Genomic DNA, 18,265 nt, shown 5'->3' on the forward strand with positions numbered 1-18,265 from the left:
GCGCCGCGCTTATCCTGTAACCCCGCGTTTTCGTTGACGACCATCGCGAGCAAGCTCGCTCCTACAAATACCCTCGGTTTTACTGACGGGCGCGCAGTTGCTGTTGCAGGTTCTGGATTTGCGCCTGAAGGGTATTGATGTTTCGGGTGACCTGGCCACGGAAGGCGTCGAACTCCGCGATGTTGGCCGAGCTTTGGGAGGTCGCCGGGCGATTGTCCTGCTGGCTCTTGAGGATGACGACTTCCTGTTCCAGACGATCGATGGCTGCGCTCGGGTTGCCTTGTTTCTTCAAGGCGGTGATGTCGGCGCCGAGGCTTTTCAGCTGGGCGTCGAATTTTTCCGTGTCCGCCGGGGCGCTTTTCAGCGTGGCCACATCACTGTTCAAGACTTTGACCTGAGCCTGCAATTGAATGGTGGCGGTCTGTTGCTCAGTGTTCTGGGCAGTGATCTGCGCCAGATGCTTGTCCAGTTCGGTGGTTTGCGCGGTCATCTGCGCCAGGCGCTTGTCCAGGTCCGAAGCCTGACCGGCCACGCCTTGTTGCTGTTTGCCCTGATCCTGCAACTTGCTTTCCAGCTGCTTGATTTGCAGCTTCAAGGCTTCGCTGTCGCTGGTGACGTTGGTCTGGCTGGCTACGACCTTGCCGGAAATGTCCTGCAGGCGCCCCGCCGCTTCCTCACTGATGCGCGCGAAACTTTCCTGGGTCGCCACCAGTTGCTGCTCCATCAGCGAGATCTGCTGGAAGCTCCACCAGGCCAGGCCTGCAAACGCAAAGAACAACGCGCCCACCAGCGCCCACAACGGCCCGGTGCTCGGGCTCTTGACCTTGACCACTGGTGTTGTGCGCGAATGCACGGAGGTACGCGCGGTGGGTACATAGTCATCGTCGTCGAGGCTGTCGGCACGCAGGCTCGGTACATCATCGAAGTCGTCGTTGGCATCGTTACGCATGGACATTGAGTCAACCTTTGTGAAACGGTGATGGCTTGATGCGGCGAGTATAACCCCCACAGTCGCACCGATTGACCCTCAACCCCGGAGTCGGTTCAGTGTGGGCTGTTCAGCGAATAGCCTGGGCCTTCCACCAGCCGCAGAACTCATCGAGGGCGGTCCACAGGCTCACCTTCGGGTCGTAATCCAGATAATGCCGGGCGCGGCTGATGTCCAGGGTGAAATTTTTGTTCATGACCTGCATGCCCAGTCGCGACAGGGTCGGTTCCGGGCGACCCGGCCACAGCTTGCACGCGCCTTCGTTGAGGGCAGCGACGCTGTAGGCCAAACCGTAGGAACGGTAGCGCGTAACTTGTGGGACTTCCATGTTGCGCATGACGTAATTGACCACATCCCACAACGGGATCGGCGTTCCGTTACTGATGTTGTAAGCCTTGCCCAGGGCTGAACCATTGGCCAGCAAACTGCTGAGCAACGCTTCATTGAGGTTTTGGACACTGGTGAAATCGACTTTATTCAGGCCGTTGCCGATGATTGCCAGTCGGCCCTTGCGCTGCATGTTGAGCAGACGCGGGAAAATGCTCATGTCGCCGGCACCGGTGACGAAACGCGGACGCAGTGCCAGGGTTTCGAGGCCGAATTCCTGGGCGCCGAACACCTTTTGCTCGGCCAGGTATTTGGTCGCGGCGTAGGGATGCTTGAAGCGTTTGGGCACCTGTTCTTCGGTCAGGCCCAAGTGATCGCGGCCATCGAAGTAGATCGACGGCGAGGACAAATGCACCAGGCGCCGAACCCGCTGTTTCAAACAGGCCTCGACCACGTTTTCGGTGACCTGGACGTTGCCTTGGTGAAAATCCTGATAGCGCCCCCACAGGCCGACGGCGCCGGCACAATGCACCACGGCCTCGACATCGGAACACAGCTCGCGGGTGAATTGCGGGTCGCTCAAGTCGCCCTGGATAAACTCGGCGCCACGCCGCACCAGATGCTCCACCCCCTCGGCCCGGCGACCGTTGACCCGCACATCCAGGCCTTGCTCCAGGGCGAATCGCGCAAAGCGCCCGCCGATGAAACCGCTTGCGCCGGTGACCAGAATTTTCATGTATTGCTCCGAATATTTCTTTTTGCGTATTGCGTGAGGTCTTGACGCTGCCCGTCAGTCCAACGGCACCAGCCATTGCTTCGACGCGCGTACCAACTGATCGGTGAGCAGACCCAGCAACTGACCGCCATTGCGCCAATGATGCCAGTACAGCGGCACATCGATCGGTTTATCTGGCAAAAGCTCCAGCAAAGTGCCGCGTTCCAGTTGTTCGCGTACCTGTAGTTCCGGCACCAGCCCCCAGCCGAGCCCAGCTTCGGTGAGTCGGATGAAGCCTTCTGACGACGGGCATAAATGGTGTTCGAATCCGCCATCGACGCCCAGGGATGCCAGGTAGCGATGCTGCAGGAAGTCATCCGGGCCGAATACCAGGGCCGGCGTTCGGGCCAACTGCCCGGCATGTACGCCTTGGGGGAAATGTCGGGCAATAAAGGCCGGGCTGGCCAATGCCCGGTAGCGCATCGCACCCAGCAACACGCTGCGGGCGCCGGCCACCGGCCGCTCGCTGGCACACAGGCAGGCCGCCACTTCCCCTGCGCGCATACGTTTGAGGCCGACGGTCTGGTCTTCGACGATCAGGTCCAGCAATACATGCTGATCCGCGCAAAAATCCCCCACGGCCTGCGCCCACCAGGTCGCCAGACTGTCGGCGTTCAACGCGATGCGCAGGCGTTCCGGCACACCTTCTTCGTCCAGCGCCGGCACCAGGCTCTGCAAGTCACGCTCAAGCAAGCGCACCTGCTGCACATGGTTGAGCAGACGCCGGCCAATCTCGGTTGGAGACGGTGGCGTACCTCGTACCAGTACCGGCTGGCCAACCCGCGCTTCGAGCAATTTGATGCGCTGGGAAATTGCCGATTGCGACAAACCCAGGACCTGCGCAGCCCGTTCGAAACCCGCCTGCTCGACCACCGCGGCCAAGGCAGAAAGCAATTTATAGTCGAACATCAGTTTTCCTAATGAGCGATCAGCATTATTGGTTTTTCTTATACAGCGATGTACCAGAGAATGGCCAGCAAGAACTCTTGAACAGGAAACACCGACATGGCTGGCGAAACTTCATTGGCAACGCTGCTGCGCAGCATGAGCCCGCAACTCAATGCCGGCGAATACGTGTTCTGCACCCTGCGCGACGGGCAATTGCCGCAAGGCCTGGACATCGTCGGCAGCTTCCGTGAGCAGGAAGGCCTGACGGTCATTCTTGAACGGTCCCACGCTGAACGGGCCGGTTTCAGTTTCGACTACGTCGCGGCCTGGATCACTTTGAACGTGCACTCGGCCCTCGAGGCCGTCGGCCTGACCGCCGCGTTCGCCACGGCGCTGGGCCGGGCGGGCATCAGCTGCAATGTGATCGCCGGCTATTACCACGACCATTTGTTCGTCGGCCAGGCCGACGCCGAACGCGCGATGCAAGTGCTGCGCGACCTGGCAGCGAACGCGGAGTAACCCTCATGTGGCAAAGCTACGTAAATGGCCTGTTGGTGGCCTTCGGCCTGATCATGGCGATCGGCACGCAAAACGCGTTTGTGCTGGCGCAAAGCCTGCGACGTGAGCATCACCTGCCGGTGGCGGCACTGTGCGTGATGTGCGATGCGATTCTGGTGGCCGCTGGTGTGTTCGGCCTGGCCACGGTGCTGGCGCAGAACCCGACCCTGTTGGCGGTCGCCCGCTGGGGGGGCGCGGTGTTTTTGATCTGGTATGGCAGTCAGGCGTTGCGCCGGGCGTTTTCAAAACAAAGCCTGCAACAGGGGGAAAATCAGACCGTTCGTTCGTTGCGGGCAGTGATGCTCAGTGCGTTGGCCGTGACCCTGCTCAACCCCCATGTGTATCTGGACACCGTTTTGCTGATCGGCTCCCTTGGCGCGCAACAAACCGAGCCCGGCGCTTATGTGGTCGGTGCGGCCAGTGCCTCGTTGCTGTGGTTTTTCACGCTGGCACTGGGTGCCGCATGGCTGGCTCCGTGGCTGGCTCGGCCAAGTACCTGGCGAATCCTCGATCTGCTGGTGGCTGTCATGATGTTCGCTGTAGCGCTGCAACTGATCATGGCTGGCTGATTTATTCCAAAAGGCTCTGGAACCTCTATTCCACACAGTTGTTGCGTGGTTATGCCGCACCCCCGGTGCTATGATCCGACACCTGCGCCGCAAAGAGTATAAAACTCCCCGGCGCTTGTCTGGCCGCCCGTGATCGGCCTTGCGCCCACCGCAACTGACCTGATTAGGAGATCCACCATGGCTTTCGAATTGCCGCCACTGCCTTACGCACACGATGCACTGCAGCCGCACATTTCCAAGGAAACTCTGGAATACCACCACGACAAGCACCACAACACCTACGTCGTGAACCTGAACAACCTGGTGCCAGGCACCGAGTTCGAAGGCAAGACCCTGGAACAGATCGTCAAGACTTCCTCGGGTGGTATCTTCAACAACGCCGCTCAGGTCTGGAACCACACTTTCTACTGGAACTGCCTGGCGCCAAACGCTGGCGGTCAACCAACCGGCAAACTGGCTGAAGCCATCAACGCTGCGTTCGGTTCGTTCGACAAGTTCAAGGAAGAGTTCAGCAAGACCTCCATCGGCACCTTCGGCTCCGGCTGGGGCTGGCTGGTGAAAAAAGCTGACGGCTCCCTGGGCCTGGCCAGCACCATCGGCGCCGGCAACCCGCTGACCAACGGCGACACCCCGCTGCTGACCTGCGACGTCTGGGAACACGCCTACTACATCGACTACCGCAACCTGCGTCCTAAGTACGTTGAAGCGTTCTGGAACCTGGTCAACTGGAAGTTCGTGGCTGAGCAGTTCGAAGGCAAGACCTTCACCGCTTAAGCTCGATGCCAGTCAAAAAACCCGGCTTTTATGCCGGGTTTAATGAGATGGTCAGCCTGACCGAGAAGCCCTGCAGGTTTACGCTTGCAGGGCTTTTCTCGTTTTCGGCCGGAGGATCTCTCATGAATGCGATGACGCTTCTCGGTATCGACATCGGCAAACACAGTTTCCACCTGCATGGCCAGGACACCCGAGGCCATCAGGTTTTGCGCAAGAAGATGAGCCGTGGCCAGTTGCTCAGCAACTTGGCGCAGCTCCCCATCTGCACGGTGGTGATGGAGCCTTGCGGTGGTGCCCACTGGTTAGCCGCGCCCGGCCAGGGATGGCCGATCGCGGCGGGCCCACGGAGCAGGGCCGGAACGAGGGTATGCCGAGCATTAGCGAGGCACCGAACGAAAGGGGCAAGAGCCCTTGGTTACTTGGGGCTTTTCCAAGTGACTCGCCGTAAGGGCGAAACCGCAAGTGGCCGTTACCGCAGCAACGGATATGTACTCAGTCAACAAGGTCAGGTCGGCTGTTTGGCCGTCTTCGCTGGCAAGCCAGCTCCTACAGGAAAATCGCGCCAATACACAAAGCGGGTCCATTCCCCAGGATGAAACGAGCCTTCACCCCCTTGCCCCCCCGCCACAGCCGTCTAACATCAACCAGAAGGAAAATATCTCCACCTCCCCCCTCAAGTTGAAGGACTCGACAACCGACACAGTACTAATCGGACAATTACCCCAGTCAAGACCCTATCGGCCAAGCTGCAGGCAAAATCCCGCAAGGATGATTGTCCCTTTGACTGCCATCACGGGATTGCCAATACTCATGGCAACTTGATGCTACCCGCACGGAACAAGGAATAGCCTTTTGAAGCTGGAACTCAAGAACAGCTTGTCGGTGAAGTTGCTCCGGGTCGTGCTCCTGTCGGCATTGATCGTCGGCGTGGTCTTGAGCTGCGCGCAGATCGTTTTCGATGCCTATAAAACACGCCAGGCCGTCGCCGGCGATGCCGAACGCATTCTGGACATGTTTCGTGACCCCTCGACCCAGGCCGTCTACAGCCTGGACCGGGAAATGGGCATGCAGGTTATCGAAGGCCTGTTTCAGGACGACGCCGTACGCCAGGCTTCCATCGGCCATCCCAATGAAGCCATGCTCGCGCAAAAATCCCGCGAATTGCAGCAGTCCAACAGTCGCTGGCTGACCGACCTGATCCTGGGGCAGGAACGCACGTTCACCACCCAGTTGGTGGGTCGCGGCCCGTACAGCGAGTATTACGGTGACTTGAGCATCACCCTCGACACGGCCACCTACGGACAAGGCTTTATCGTCAGTTCGGTGATCATCTTCATTTCCGGCGTGCTGCGCGCCCTGGCGATGGGGCTGGTGCTGTATCTGGTTTATCACTGGCTGTTGACCAAACCCCTGTCGCGGATCATCGAGCACCTGACCGAAATCAATCCGGATCGTCCCAGCGAACACAAGATTCCGCTGCTCAAGGGCCACGAGAAAAACGAACTGGGGATCTGGATCAACACCGCCAACCAATTGCTGGAGTCCATCGAACGCAATACCCATCTGCGCCACGAAGCGGAAAACAGCCTGTTGCGCATGGCCCAGTACGATTTCCTCACCGGCCTGCCGAACCGCCAGCAATTGCAAACGCAACTGGACAAGATTCTGGTCGATGCCGGCAAACTGCAACGCCGGGTTGCCGTACTGTGCGTCGGCCTCGACGACTTCAAGGGCATCAACGAACAATTCAGCTACCAGACCGGCGACCAGTTGCTGCTGGCCCTGGCCGATCGCCTGCGGGCGCATAGCGGACGCCTCGGCGCCCTTGCACGCCTCGGCGGCGACCAGTTCGCCCTGGTCCAGGCCGATATCGAGCAGCCCTACGAAGCCGCCGAACTGGCCCAAAGCATTCTCGATGACCTGGAAGCGGCGTTTGCCCTCGATCATCAGGAAATCCGCCTGCGCGCCACCATCGGCATCACCTTGTTCCCCGAAGACGGCGACAGCACCGAGAAGCTGCTGCAAAAAGCCGAGCAGACCATGACCCTGGCCAAGACCCGCTCGCGCAATCGCTATCAGTTCTATATCGCCAGCGTCGATACCGAAATGCGCCGCCGTCGCGAGCTGGAAAAAGACCTGCGCGACGCCCTGGCTCGCGAGCAGTTCTACCTCGTCTACCAACCGCAGATCAGCTACCGCGATCACCGGGTAGTCGGCGTCGAGGCGTTGATTCGCTGGCAGCACCCGGAACACGGGCTGGTTCCACCGGACCTGTTCATCCCGCTGGCCGAGCAGAACGGCACCATTATCGCCATCGGCGAGTGGGTACTGGATCAGGCCTGCAAGCAGTTACGCGACTGGCACGACCAGGGCTTCAGCGACCTGCGCATGGCGGTGAACCTGTCTACCGTGCAACTGCACCACGCCGAGTTGCCAAGGGTGGTCAACAACCTGCTGCAAATGTATCGCCTGCCACCGCGCAGCCTGGAGCTGGAGGTCACCGAAACCGGCCTGATGGAAGACATCAGCACCGCCGCCCAGCATTTGCTCAGCCTGCGTCGTTCCGGCGCACTGATCGCGATCGACGATTTCGGTACGGGGTATTCCTCGCTGAGCTATCTGAAAAGCCTGCCGCTGGACAAGATCAAGATCGACAAGAGCTTCGTTCAGGACCTGCTCGATGACGACGACGATGCGACCATCGTTCGCGCCATCATCCAGCTGGGCAAGAGCCTGGGCATGCAGGTGATCGCCGAAGGCGTGGAAACCGCCGAACAGGAGGCTTACATCATCTCCGAAGGCTGCCATGAAGGTCAGGGCTATCACTACAGCAAACCACTGCCCGCAAGGGAGCTGGGCGCTTATCTGAAGCAGGCCCAGCGCAGCAACGCCGCGATTATGTAAAGACTGCCGCCGCGTTTGCCCCCCAGTAGGAGCGAGCTTGCTCGCGATGAATTTGAAGGTGACGCGTTTTTCCAGAAAGCCCGCGTCATCGTTCACGCCCATCGCGAGCAAGCTCGCTCCTACAGAGGGCAAAGACGGCGGCGTTTTTTTTATCCGCGCTTTCCGTCCCGCGAATAAGAAATATTTCCAAGAACAACTCTTTACACATAATGCGAAAGATTTGCATTATGTGGCACTTTGCGCGCCGGGCGCGCCATTCAACCCCTCTCGAAGCAGGATGTTCGCCATGATTCGTATGCCTCTGGCTACCGCCAGTCTGTTGGCCATCGCAATTTCTCTCGCCGGTTGCGGTGAAGGCAAAGACAAGGAAAAAGCTGCCGCACCTGCGCCGGCTGCCAGCACCGCTGCGGCCCCGGCTGCACCTGCCGCGGCCGGTAAAGTCGATGAAGCCGCTGCCAAAGCCGTTGTCGCCCACTATGCCGACATGGTTTTCGCGGTTTACAGCGACGCCGAATCCACCGCGAAAACCCTGCAAACCGCCGTCGATGCCTTCCTCGCCAAGCCGAATGCCGACACCCTGAAAGCCGCCAAGGCGGCCTGGATCGCGGCCCGCGTTCCTTACCTGCAAAGTGAAGCGTTCCGCTTCGGCAACACCATCATCGACGACTGGGAAGGACAGGTGAACTCCTGGCCACTGGACGAAGGCCTGATCGACTACGTCGACAAATCCTATGAGCACGCGCTGGGTAACCCAGGCGCCACGGCCAACATCATCGCCAATACCCAAATCCAGATCGGCGAAGACAAGGTCGACGTGAAGGACATCACCCCGGAAAAACTCGCCAGCCTGAACGAGTTGGGCGGTTCCGAGGCCAACGTCGCCACGGGCTACCACGCCATCGAATTCCTGCTCTGGGGCCAGGACCTGAACGGCACCGGCCCAGGCGCCGGCAACCGACCAGCTTCGGACTACCTGGAAGGCAAAGGTGCCACCGGCGGCCACAACGATCGTCGTCGCGCTTACCTGAAAGCCGTGACCCAACTGCTGGTCAGCGACCTGGAAGAAATGGTCGGCAACTGGAAGCCGAACGTGGCCGACAACTACCGCGCCACCCTGGAAGCCGAACCGGCTGAAAGCGGCCTGCGCAAAATGCTGTTCGGCATGGGTAGCTTGTCCCTGGGCGAACTGGCAGGCGAGCGCATGAAGGTTTCCCTGGAAGCCAACTCCCCTGAAGACGAGCAGGATTGCTTCAGCGACAACACCCACAACTCGCACTTCTACGATGCCAAGGGCATTCGCAATGTGTACCTGGGCGAGTACACCCGCACCGACGGCAGCAAAATGACCGGCGCCAGCCTGTCGTCGCTGGTGGCCAAGGCCGACCCGGCGGCCGACACCGCGCTGAAAGCCGACCTGGCCGCGACTGAAGCCAAGTTGCAGGTCATCGTCGATCACGCCAACAAGGGTGAGCACTACGACCAACTGATCGCCGCGGGCAACACCGCTGGTAACCAGATCGTCCGTGATGCCATTGCTTCGCTGGTCAAGCAGACCGGTTCGATCGAAGCCGCTGCTGGCAAACTGGGGATCGCCGACCTGAACCCGGACAACGCTGATCACGAATTCTGATCAACGCGGGCTGAGTGAACAAGAAAGGCGACCTCCGGGTCGCCTTTTTCATGCCTGATATTTGCGGTGATGCTGATGGCCTCATCGCGGGCAAGCCCGCTCCCACAGTATCCGTGCTGATCACATCATCTGTGAGCACCTTCAATCCCTGTGGGAGCGTGGCTTGCCCGCGATGGCCGCGACACGATCTCAAACCCTGCCCCACATCAAGCAAACGATAATTCCTCTTATTCAAATTCCCATCCCCTGTTAGACTTTGCGCCCCCGTTTTACTCGTCTTGCAGGATGTCTGATGCCCCCGCTGCTTCTTCGCTTGTCCGCACTGTTTCTGGCCCTGGGCCTGAGTGCCTGCGATGACGCCCCGCGTTTTACCAAGGCAGAACCCGGTGAAGCCCGCTCCGGGGGCGGTACGACCGTGCGCAAGACTGACCAGAACGCTTTCTCGCTGCCATCAGCCAACCTGCCGCCATCGCGGCGCGTGGATTTCAGTGTCGGCAACAGCTTCTTTCGCAGCCCCTGGGTGATCGCCCCGTCGACCACCACCGCCCGTGACGGCCTCGGCCCGTTGTTCAACACCAATGCCTGCCAGGGCTGCCATATCAAGGACGGCCGCGGTCACCCGCCGGCGCCGGGTGCACAAAACGCCGTGTCGATGCTGGTGCGCCTGTCGATCCCCGATACCCCGGCCTACGCCAGAATCATCGAGCAGCAAGGCGTGGTGCCCGAACCGGTCTACGGCGGGCAATTCCAGGACATGGCCGTGCCCGGCGTCGCCCCGGAAGGCAAGGTGCGGGTCGATTACACACCGGTGCCGGTTCGCTTCAAGGACGGTACCGAAGTCGAGCTGCGCAAGCCGACCTTGAACATCACCCAGCTAGGCTACGGCCCGATGCACCCCGACACACGTTTCTCGGCGCGGGTTGCACCGCCCATGATCGGCCTGGGCTTGCTGGAAGCCATCCCTGAAGAGGCCATTCTGGCGAACGCCCAGGCCCAGGCGAACGAGAAAAACGGCATCACCGGACGCCCGAACCGGGTCTGGGATGACGCCCAGCAGAAAACCGTCCTCGGGCGATTTGGCTGGAAAGCCGGGCAACCCAATCTCAATCAACAGAATGTTCACGCGTTTTCCGGGGATATGGGCCTCACGACCCGCCTCAGACCCTTTGATGACTGCACCAATGCACAAACCGCCTGTAAACAGGCACCCAGCGGCGCCGGTCCCGATGGCGAGCCGGAAGTCAGCGACAACATCCTGCGTCTGGTGCTGTTCTACACCCGCAACCTTGCCGTACCGGCGCGCCGCAATGTCAATGCGCCTGAAGTGCTGGCCGGCAAGAACCTGTTTTACCAGGCCGGTTGCCAGTCCTGTCACACACCGAAATACACCACCGCCGCCAACGCCGCCGAACCTGAACTGGCCAATCAAGTGATTCGGTCGTACAGCGATCTGCTGCTGCACGACATGGGCGACGGTCTGGCCGACAACCGCAGCGAATTCCAGGCCGGTGGCCGCGACTGGCGTACCCCGCCGTTGTGGGGCATCGGGTTGACGCAAGCGGTCAGTGGTCACACCCAGTTTTTGCACGATGGCCGCGCCCGCAACCTGCTCGAGGCCGTGCTTTGGCATGGCGGCGAAGCTGCGGCTGCGCGTCAACAGGTTTTGTCTTTCGATGCCGGGCAGCGCGCTGCGTTGCTGGCGTTTTTGAATTCCCTTTAATTCGCACTCCAGCGGGAGCCCGACATGTTCCGTCCCAAATTATTGTTCACCAGCCTTGCCGCGCTCGCCCTGGGCGCCTGCTCGCCGCAAGACCCGCAGGCCGTCACTTCGGCGGCCATCGCCAAGTCGGTGATTCTGCCGACCTATACCCGCTGGGTTGAGGCCGATCGCCAACTGGCCGTCAGCGCCCTCGCCTATTGCGAAGGCAAGGAAACCCTGGAAACGGCCCGCGCCGATTTCCTGCACGCGCAGAAAGCCTGGGCCGAGCTGCAGCCGCTACTGATCGGGCCACTGGCCGAAGGCAACCGTTCGTGGCAGGTACAATTCTGGCCAGACAAGAAAAACCTTGTCGGCCGTCAGGTCGAACAACTGGTTGCCGCGCAGCCACAGATCGACGCCGCCGCGCTGGCCAAGTCCAGCGTTGTGGTTCAGGGCCTGTCGGCCTACGAATACATTCTGTTCGACAGCAAGCCTGATGTGACCAACGCCGAGCAGAAGGCCAAGTACTGCCCGCTGCTGATCGCCATCGGCGAGCGTCAGAAACAACTGGCCGAAGAGATTCTGCAAACCTGGAACAACACCGACGGCATGCTCGCGCAGTTGAGCAAATTCCCGAACCAGCGCTATGCCGATTCCCACGAAGCGATCGCCGATCTGCTGCGTGTGCAGGTCACTGCCCTCGACAGTTTGAAGAAAAAACTCGGCACGCCGATGGGCCGTCAGACCAAGGGTGTGCCGCAACCGTTCCAGGCCGACGCGTGGCGCAGCCAATCGTCCCTGACGGGCATGGAAGCCAGTCTCGCCGCCGCCAGAACAGTGTGGGAAGGTGTCGACAATAAAGGTCTGCGCGGTCTGTTGCCGAGCGACCAGAAACCACTGGCCGACAAGATCGACGCCGCTTATGCCGCATCGTTGAAACTGTTTGCCAGCAACCAGCGCTCGTTGACCGAAATGCTCAATGACGACGCCGGTCGCCAGCAACTCAACGATCTTTACGACAGCCTTAACGTCGTCCACCGCCTGCACGAAAGCGATCTGGCCAAGGCGCTGGGCATCCAACTGGGCTTCAACGCCAATGACGGTGACTGATGAGGGCGACTTCCATGCTGCGACGTCAGGCTCTGACTTTAGGTAGTTTGCTGCTGGGAGCAGTGACACTGGGCGGCTGGACGCTGTTCAAGCGCAAGGATCAAAGCCCGTTGCTGCTGTCGGCGCGGGACGATACCGACGGCAAGCACTATGCCGTCGGTTATCGGCTGGATGGCACCCGGGTATTTGCCACCCGGGTCGGCCAGCGCTGCCACGACATCATCAACCACCCGACGCTGCCGATCGCGCTGTTCGTCGCCCGGCGACCGGGCACCGAGAGCTACCTGATCGACCTGCGTGACGGTACGTTGCTGCAAACCGTGACGTCGCAGCCGAACCGGCACTTCTACGGTCACGCGGTGGTTCACCACAGCGGCGACTGGCTGTACGCCACCGAAAACGACACGACAGATCCGGGTCGCGGCCTGCTCGGCGTATACAAATTCGAAGGCGAACGCCTGGTCCACAGTGGAGAGATTTCCACCCACGGCATCGGCCCGCATCAGGTGTCGTGGATGCCCGATGGCGAAACCCTGGTGGTGGCCAACGGCGGGATTCGAACCGAGGCTGAAAGCCGTGTCGAGATGAACCTCGACGCCATGGAGCCGAGCCTGGTCCTGATGCAACGCGACGGTACATTGCTGAGCAAGGAAACCCTCGCCCAACAGATGAACAGCGTGCGTCACCTGGGCATTGCCAGCGACGGCACCATCGTCGCCGGCCAGCAATTCATGGGGGCATCGCACGAGCGCTCGGAGCTGCTGGCCATCAAGCGTCCCGGTCAGCCCTTTGTGGCGTTCCCGGTGCCCGAGCATCAGTTGCAGGCCATGGGGCACTACACCGCGAGCGTCGCCGTGCACAGCGACTTGCGCCTGGTGGCGTTGACCGCGCCACGGGGCAACCGCTTTTTCATTTGGGATATGGACAGCGGTGAAGTGCGCCTGGACGCGCCACTTCCCGATTGCGCCGGCGTGGGCGCGGTGGCCGACGGTTTTGTCGTGACCTCGGGACAGGGACGCTGCCGGTACTACGATTGCCGCCAGACAAATCTGGTTGCAAAACCGTTGGAACTGCCGGCGGGGCTCTGGGACAACCATTTGCACCTGATCTGAACAACTCGCTCTTTGTAGGAGCAACGCTTGCTCGCGATGGCGGCCGCACATTCAACATCGTGTTGACTGAAATACCGCTATCGCGAGCAATCGAGCGTCGACCGGCTGCTCCTACAGATTTGGCATCTGCCTGTAATAAGTGCCAGTTGGATTCCCCTTCCCAGTCGCGGTAATGTGCCCCTCTGTCTCACCTGATTTACTCCAAGGAACTGGAAATATGCTGCGTCGCCGCATGCTGATCATGTTGGGGGTAGTTCTGCTGATCGTGCTGGTGCTGGCCGGGTACAAAGCCTTCTCCATCTACACGATGATCCAAGGCTTCTCCAAGCCGAAACCACCGATCAGTGTCGCCGTGGCCACGGCCACCGAACAGCCGTGGCAGGCGCGCCTGCCTACGGTTGGCACCCTCAAGGCACTGCAAGGTGTGGATCTGAGCCTGGAGACCGATGGCACCGTCGTCGATGTGCAGTTCGAGTCGGGACAGAAGGTCAAGGCCGGCCAACCCATCGTCCGGCTCGACAGCGCCGTGGAAAGTGCCCTGCTCGAAACCGCCCTCGCCGACCTCGGGCTGGCCCAGGTGGACTACACCCGCGGCAGTCAACTGGTGGGCAGCCAGGCCATTTCCAAAGGCGAGTTCGACCGACTCTCGGCGGTATTGAAAAAGAGCAAGGCCACCGTCAACCAGCTCAAGGCTGCGCTTGGCAAAAAAAGCATCCTCGCGCCCTTCAGCGGGACCATCGGCATTCGCCAGGTCGATGTCGGCGACTACGTGGCCACCGGCACCATGATCGCTACCCTGCAAGACCTCAGCAGCCTCTACGTCGATTTTTTCGTGCCCGAGCAATCGGTGCCGAAGATCGCCGTTGGCCAGCCGGTGCAGATCATCGTCGCGGCGTTTCCGACGGAGGAATTCCCCGGCACCATCAGTGCAATCAACCCGAAAGTCGAGAACAGCACGCGCAACGTGCAGGTCCGCGCAACCCTGGCCAACCCCGATGGCAAATTACTCCCCGGGATGTTCGCCAGCCTGCAGGTGATTTTGCCCGACCCGCAGCGGCGCATCGTCGTGCCTGAAAGCGCGATCACCTACACGCTCTACGGCAACTCGGTCTATGTCGCCGTCCAAAAGAAAGCCGAAGACGGTAGCGTGGAAAAAGACGACAAGGGCCAACCTGTCCTGATCGCCGAGCGGCGTTTCGTCGAAACCGGCGAGCGCCGCACGGGCGTGGTGATGATCACCAAAGGCCTGCAGAACGGCGAAACGGTAGTGACTGCCGGCCAGATCAAACTGGACAACGGTGCGCACATCGCCATCAGCGACGACAAGACGCTGTCCGAAAAGAACAGCCGGCCACGCGCTGACTGATCAAGGAACCCCCAATGGCCTTTACCGACCCGTTCATCCGTCGCCCGGTGCTCGCCACCGTGGTCAGCCTGCTGATCGTGCTGCTGGGCTTCCAGGCCTGGAGCAAGTTACCGTTGCGCCAATACCCGCAAATGGAAAACGCCCTGATCACGGTGACCACCGCCTACCCCGGGGCCAACGCCGAAACCATCCAGGGCTATATTACCCAGCCGATGCAACAGAGCCTGGCCAGCGCCGAGGGCATCGACTACATGACCTCGGTCAGCCGCCAGAACTTTTCGGTGATCTCGATCTACGCACGCATCGGCGCCAATAGCGACCGATTGTTTACCGAACTCCTGGCCAAGGCCAACGAGGTCAAGAACCAGTTGCCCCAGGACGCCGAAGACCCGGTCCTGAAGAAGGAAGCCGCCGACGCCTCGGCGCTGATGTACATCAGCTTTTTCAGTGAGGAATTGAGCAACCCGCAGATCACCGACTACCTGTCGCGGGTGATCCAGCCGAAACTGGCAACCCTGCCGGGCATGGCCGAAGCCGAAATTCTCGGCAACCAGGTGTTTGCGATGCGCCTGTGGCTGGACCCGGTGAAACTCGCCGGTTTCGGCCTGAGTGCCAGCGACGTGACCAATGCGGTGCGCCAGTACAACTTCCTCTCCGCTGCCGGCGAAGTGAAGGGCGAGTACGTGGTCACGAGTATCAACGCCAGTACCGAACTCAAATCCGCCGAAGCTTTCGCGGCGATCCCGCTCAAGGTCGAGGGCGACAGTCGTGTGCTGTTGCGTGACGTCGCGCGGGTCGAGATGGGGGCGGAAAACTACGACACCATCAGTTCCTTCGGCGGTACGCCCTCGGTGTATATCGGCATCAAGGCCACACCCGGTGCCAACCCGCTGGACGTGATCAGGGAGGTGCGCAAGATCATGCCCGATCTTGAGGCCCAGCTGCCGCCGAACCTCAAGGGTGAAATTGCCTATGACGCCACGCTGTTCATCCAGGCTTCGATCGACGAAGTGGTGAAAACCCTCTTCGAGGCCGTGCTGATCGTGATCGTGGTCGTGTTCCTGTTCCTGGGTGCACTGCGGTCGGTGGTGATCCCGGTGGTCACCATCCCGCTGTCGATGATCGGCGTGATGTTCTTCATGCAGATGATGGGGTATTCGATCAACCTGCTGACTCTGCTGGCGATGGTGCTGGCCATCGGGCTGGTGGTGGACGACGCCATTGTGGTGGTGGAAAACATCCACCGTCATATCGAGGAAGGCAAGACACCGCTGGACGCGGCCATTGAAGGTGCCCGGGAAATCGCCATGCCGGTGGTATCAATGACCATCACCCTGGCGGCCGTTTATGCCCCGATCGGTTTCCTGACAGGGCTGACCGGGGCACTGTTCAAGGAGTTCGCCCTGACCCTGGCCGGGGCCGTGGTGATCTCGGGTATCGTTGCCCTGACGCTGTCGCCGATGATGTGCGCCTTCCTGCTGCGTCACGATGAAAACCCGACCGGCCTGGCCCACCGCCTCGACCTGATTTTCGAAGGCCTCAAGCACCGTTACCAACAGTTGCTGCACGGCACCCTGAACACCCGACCGGTGGTGTTGGTGTTTGCCGTCATCGTGCTGTGCCTGATTCCGGTACTGCTCAAGTTCACCAAATCGGAACTGGCGCCGGATGAGGACCAGGGCGTCATTTTCATGATGGCCAACGCCCCGCAACCGACCAACCTCGATTACCTGAACACCTACACCGACAAGTTCGTCTCGATCTTCAAGACGTTTCCCGAATACTACTCATCGTTCCAGATCAACGGTTTCAACGGTGTGCAATCAGGTATCGGCGGTTTCCTGCTCAAGCCCTGGAACGAACGCAGCCGGACCCAGATGCAGATCCTGCCCGATGTTCAAGCCAAGCTGGAAAGCATCGCGGGGTTGCAGATTTTCGGCTTCAACCTGCCTTCGTTGCCGGGTACCGGCGAGGGCCTGCCCTTTCAGTTCGTGGTCAATACCGCCAACGATTACGAGTTGCTGTTGCAAGTGGTGGACCGGGTGAAAAAACGCGCGCTGGAGTCCGGCAAATTCGCGTTCATCGATGTCGACCTGGCCTTCGACAAACCCGAAGTGGTGGTGGATATCGATCGAGCCAAGGCGGCACAGATGGGCGTATCGATGCAGGACCTGGGCGGAACGCTGGCAACCTTGCTGGGTGAGGCGGAGATCAACCGCTTCACCATCGAAGGCCGCAGTTACAAAGTCATTGCGCAGGTTGAACGGCCCTATCGTGATAATCCTGACTGGCTGAACAATTACTATGTCAGGAACACCAAGGGTGAACTGCTGGCCCTGTCGACCCTGATTACAGTGACCGACCGGGCCCGGCCGCGGCAATTGAACCAGTTCCAGCAACTCAACTCGGCGATTCTTTCCGGGGTGCCGCTGGTCAGCATGGGGGAAGCCATCGACACCGTGCGCCAGATCGCCCGGGAAGAAGCGCCGGTGGGATTTGCCTTCGACTACGCCGGCGCGTCGCGCCAATACGTGCAGGAAGGCAGCGCGTTGTGGGTCACCTTTGCCCTGGCATTGGCAATCATTTTCCTGGTGCTGGCTGCCCAGTTCGAAAGCTTCCGCGACCCGCTGGTGATTCTGGTAACCGTACCGCTGTCGATCTGCGGCGCATTGCTTCCGCTGTTTCTCGGCTGGTCGAGCATGAACATCTACACCCAGGTCGGATTGGTGACACTCATCGGGCTGATCAGCAAGCACGGGATCCTGATCGTCCAGTTTGCCAACCAGTTGCGCAAAGACAAAGGCCTGTCACCGCGCGAGGCTGTGGAGGAAGCCGCGTCCATCCGTCTGCGTCCGGTGTTGATGACAACCGCCGCGATGGTGTTTGGCATGGTGCCGTTGATCATCGCCACGGGCGCTGGTGCGGTCAGTCGGTTCGATATCGGCACGGTAATCGCGACGGGGATGTCGATTGGTACGCTGTTTACGTTGTTTGTGTTGCCGTGTGTGTACACCCTGCTGGCAAAACCCGATAAGCCCAAACAACACTGATCAACCTTGTGGGAGATTCTATGTTGCAGGCTCGCCCCTAAAGTGATTTGTGCAAGATTCCAGTTAGCGGCAACAAAAAAGGCCTCGCATCAGCGAGGCCTTTTATTTGGGCTTCAATTTTTTCAACTTTGCGGCCTCAATCCTTGCGACATTCCGAAAATGAACAGCAATAAATCATGATCGGGTTGAGTAGCCACCGAAGCCTTGGCGACCCGTGGTAATGGGCAATGATCGCCATGCTCTGAACTAAGAACTTGTGTGCGGGGTTTCTCCCACGCAGCCACCGCCAGTGAAGCAACAGCCAAGGCTCCTACAAGAAACAAACCTCGCGCAACTTCGAGTTTCATTGCTTTAAACCTTTGATAGCGCTGCCAAACGCCGTCCTATAAAAGTAGTCGAGTTTTCCCCGGTTCGTCGGGCGGAACGACGAGTGGCGAAACACTGGCGTTATGTCATGGACTGCCATTTGTCTGGCGCTCAAGCGCTGACGGTATGTCTCCAGATCGACCATCCTG

Annotated in this window: 14 protein-coding genes and 2 pseudogenes; 11 read left to right on the forward strand and 5 right to left on the reverse strand. The window is 60.1% G+C overall.

Annotated features, from left to right (window positions below; genetic code table 11):
• Positions 1 to 79 precede the first annotated feature (79 nt).
• From LAB08_RS24635 to LAB08_RS24645, 3 genes are all read right to left on the reverse strand, one after another.
• Positions 80 to 955, reverse strand: a complete 876-nt coding sequence (locus LAB08_RS24635; protein WP_096509275.1) for an ATPase — start codon at positions 953 to 955, stop codon at positions 80 to 82.
• A gap of 103 nt (positions 956 to 1,058) precedes the next feature.
• On the reverse strand, positions 1,059 to 2,051 hold the full coding sequence (locus tag LAB08_RS24640; RefSeq protein ID WP_096509274.1) for an NAD-dependent epimerase/dehydratase family protein: 993 nt from the start codon (positions 2,049 to 2,051) through the stop codon (positions 1,059 to 1,061).
• Between the two features lie 54 nt (positions 2,052 to 2,105).
• Positions 2,106 to 2,999 (reverse strand): LysR family transcriptional regulator ArgP, encoded by an 894-nt coding sequence (locus LAB08_RS24645; RefSeq protein ID WP_096509273.1) that lies wholly within the window; start codon positions 2,997 to 2,999, stop codon positions 2,106 to 2,108.
• 96 nt (positions 3,000 to 3,095) lie between these two features.
• Between LAB08_RS24645 and LAB08_RS24650 the strand changes: the two genes are divergently transcribed.
• The 11 genes and pseudogenes from LAB08_RS24650 (at position 3,096) to LAB08_RS24700 (ending at position 17,750) form a co-directional block, all read left to right on the forward strand.
• A complete protein-coding gene (locus tag LAB08_RS24650; RefSeq protein ID WP_096509272.1) occupies positions 3,096 to 3,497 on the forward strand; it encodes an ACT domain-containing protein in 402 nt (133 codons plus the stop codon).
• A gap of 5 nt (positions 3,498 to 3,502) precedes the next feature.
• A complete protein-coding gene (locus LAB08_RS24655; protein WP_096509271.1) occupies positions 3,503 to 4,105 on the forward strand; it encodes a LysE/ArgO family amino acid transporter in 603 nt (200 codons plus the stop codon).
• A gap of 177 nt (positions 4,106 to 4,282) precedes the next feature.
• On the forward strand, positions 4,283 to 4,879 hold the full coding sequence (locus tag LAB08_RS24660) for a superoxide dismutase (protein ID WP_096509270.1): 597 nt from the start codon (positions 4,283 to 4,285) through the stop codon (positions 4,877 to 4,879).
• 122 nt (positions 4,880 to 5,001) lie between these two features.
• Positions 5,002 to 5,187, forward strand: a pseudogene (locus tag LAB08_RS30470) (IS110 family transposase); the annotation flags it as partial.
• 544 nt (positions 5,188 to 5,731) lie between these two features.
• On the forward strand, positions 5,732 to 7,783 hold the full coding sequence (locus LAB08_RS24670; protein ID WP_096509269.1) for a putative bifunctional diguanylate cyclase/phosphodiesterase: 2,052 nt from the start codon (positions 5,732 to 5,734) through the stop codon (positions 7,781 to 7,783).
• 286 nt (positions 7,784 to 8,069) lie between these two features.
• Complete coding sequence (locus tag LAB08_RS24675; protein WP_096509268.1) at positions 8,070 to 9,413, forward strand: imelysin family protein; 1,344 nt, start codon at positions 8,070 to 8,072, stop codon at positions 9,411 to 9,413.
• 292 nt (positions 9,414 to 9,705) lie between these two features.
• The gene (locus LAB08_RS24680; RefSeq protein ID WP_096509267.1) at positions 9,706 to 11,133 is read left to right on the forward strand and encodes a di-heme oxidoreductase family protein; all 1,428 of its coding nucleotides are present in this window, start codon (positions 9,706 to 9,708) and stop codon (positions 11,131 to 11,133) included.
• Positions 11,134 to 11,157: 24 nt separating this feature from the next.
• Positions 11,158 to 12,222 (forward strand): imelysin family protein, encoded by a 1,065-nt coding sequence (locus LAB08_RS24685; RefSeq protein WP_096509266.1) that lies wholly within the window; start codon positions 11,158 to 11,160, stop codon positions 12,220 to 12,222.
• 14 nt (positions 12,223 to 12,236) lie between these two features.
• A complete protein-coding gene (locus LAB08_RS24690) occupies positions 12,237 to 13,334 on the forward strand; it encodes a DUF1513 domain-containing protein (protein WP_096509265.1) in 1,098 nt (365 codons plus the stop codon).
• Between the two features lie 217 nt (positions 13,335 to 13,551).
• Positions 13,552 to 14,700: an efflux RND transporter periplasmic adaptor subunit gene (locus LAB08_RS24695; protein ID WP_096509264.1), complete on the forward strand. Its 1,149-nt coding sequence runs from the start codon at positions 13,552 to 13,554 to the stop codon at positions 14,698 to 14,700.
• Positions 14,701 to 14,714: 14 nt separating this feature from the next.
• On the forward strand, positions 14,715 to 17,750 hold the full coding sequence (locus LAB08_RS24700) for a multidrug efflux RND transporter permease subunit (protein ID WP_096509263.1): 3,036 nt from the start codon (positions 14,715 to 14,717) through the stop codon (positions 17,748 to 17,750).
• A 122-nt stretch (positions 17,751 to 17,872) separates the two neighbouring features.
• Here LAB08_RS24700 and LAB08_RS24705 read toward each other — a convergent pair whose 3' ends face one another.
• A complete protein-coding gene (locus LAB08_RS24705) occupies positions 17,873 to 18,097 on the reverse strand; it encodes a hypothetical protein (RefSeq protein WP_096509262.1) in 225 nt (74 codons plus the stop codon).
• Positions 18,094 to 18,261: pseudogene (locus LAB08_RS30475) on the reverse strand (lipopolysaccharide kinase InaA family protein); the annotation flags it as partial. The pseudogene LAB08_RS30475 and the gene LAB08_RS24705, both read right to left, overlap by 4 nt.
• Positions 18,262 to 18,265: the final 4 nt, after the last annotated feature.

The organism is Pseudomonas izuensis (assembly GCF_002356535.2).
GTDB classification, from domain to species: Bacteria; Pseudomonadota; Gammaproteobacteria; order Pseudomonadales; family Pseudomonadaceae; genus Aquipseudomonas; species Aquipseudomonas izuensis.

Coding starts and splice junctions, on each gene's coding strand:
- LAB08_RS24705 (WP_096509262.1), bottom strand. CDS start 18,097: ATGAAACTCGAAGTTGCGCGAGGTTTGTTTCTTGTAGGAGCCTTGGCT.
- LAB08_RS24655 (WP_096509271.1), top strand. CDS start 3,503: ATGTGGCAAAGCTACGTAAATGGCCTGTTGGTGGCCTTCGGCCTGATC.
- LAB08_RS24685 (WP_096509266.1), top strand. CDS start 11,158: ATGTTCCGTCCCAAATTATTGTTCACCAGCCTTGCCGCGCTCGCCCTG.
- LAB08_RS24675 (WP_096509268.1), top strand. CDS start 8,070: ATGATTCGTATGCCTCTGGCTACCGCCAGTCTGTTGGCCATCGCAATT.
- LAB08_RS24645 (WP_096509273.1), bottom strand. CDS start 2,999: ATGTTCGACTATAAATTGCTTTCTGCCTTGGCCGCGGTGGTCGAGCAG.
- LAB08_RS24690 (WP_096509265.1), top strand. CDS start 12,237: ATGCTGCGACGTCAGGCTCTGACTTTAGGTAGTTTGCTGCTGGGAGCA.
- LAB08_RS24695 (WP_096509264.1), top strand. CDS start 13,552: ATGCTGCGTCGCCGCATGCTGATCATGTTGGGGGTAGTTCTGCTGATC.
- LAB08_RS24680 (WP_096509267.1), top strand. CDS start 9,706: ATGCCCCCGCTGCTTCTTCGCTTGTCCGCACTGTTTCTGGCCCTGGGC.
- LAB08_RS24640 (WP_096509274.1), bottom strand. CDS start 2,051: ATGAAAATTCTGGTCACCGGCGCAAGCGGTTTCATCGGCGGGCGCTTT.
- LAB08_RS24635 (WP_096509275.1), bottom strand. CDS start 955: ATGTCCATGCGTAACGATGCCAACGACGACTTCGATGATGTACCGAGC.
- LAB08_RS24650 (WP_096509272.1), top strand. CDS start 3,096: ATGGCTGGCGAAACTTCATTGGCAACGCTGCTGCGCAGCATGAGCCCG.
- LAB08_RS24700 (WP_096509263.1), top strand. CDS start 14,715: ATGGCCTTTACCGACCCGTTCATCCGTCGCCCGGTGCTCGCCACCGTG.
- LAB08_RS24660 (WP_096509270.1), top strand. CDS start 4,283: ATGGCTTTCGAATTGCCGCCACTGCCTTACGCACACGATGCACTGCAG.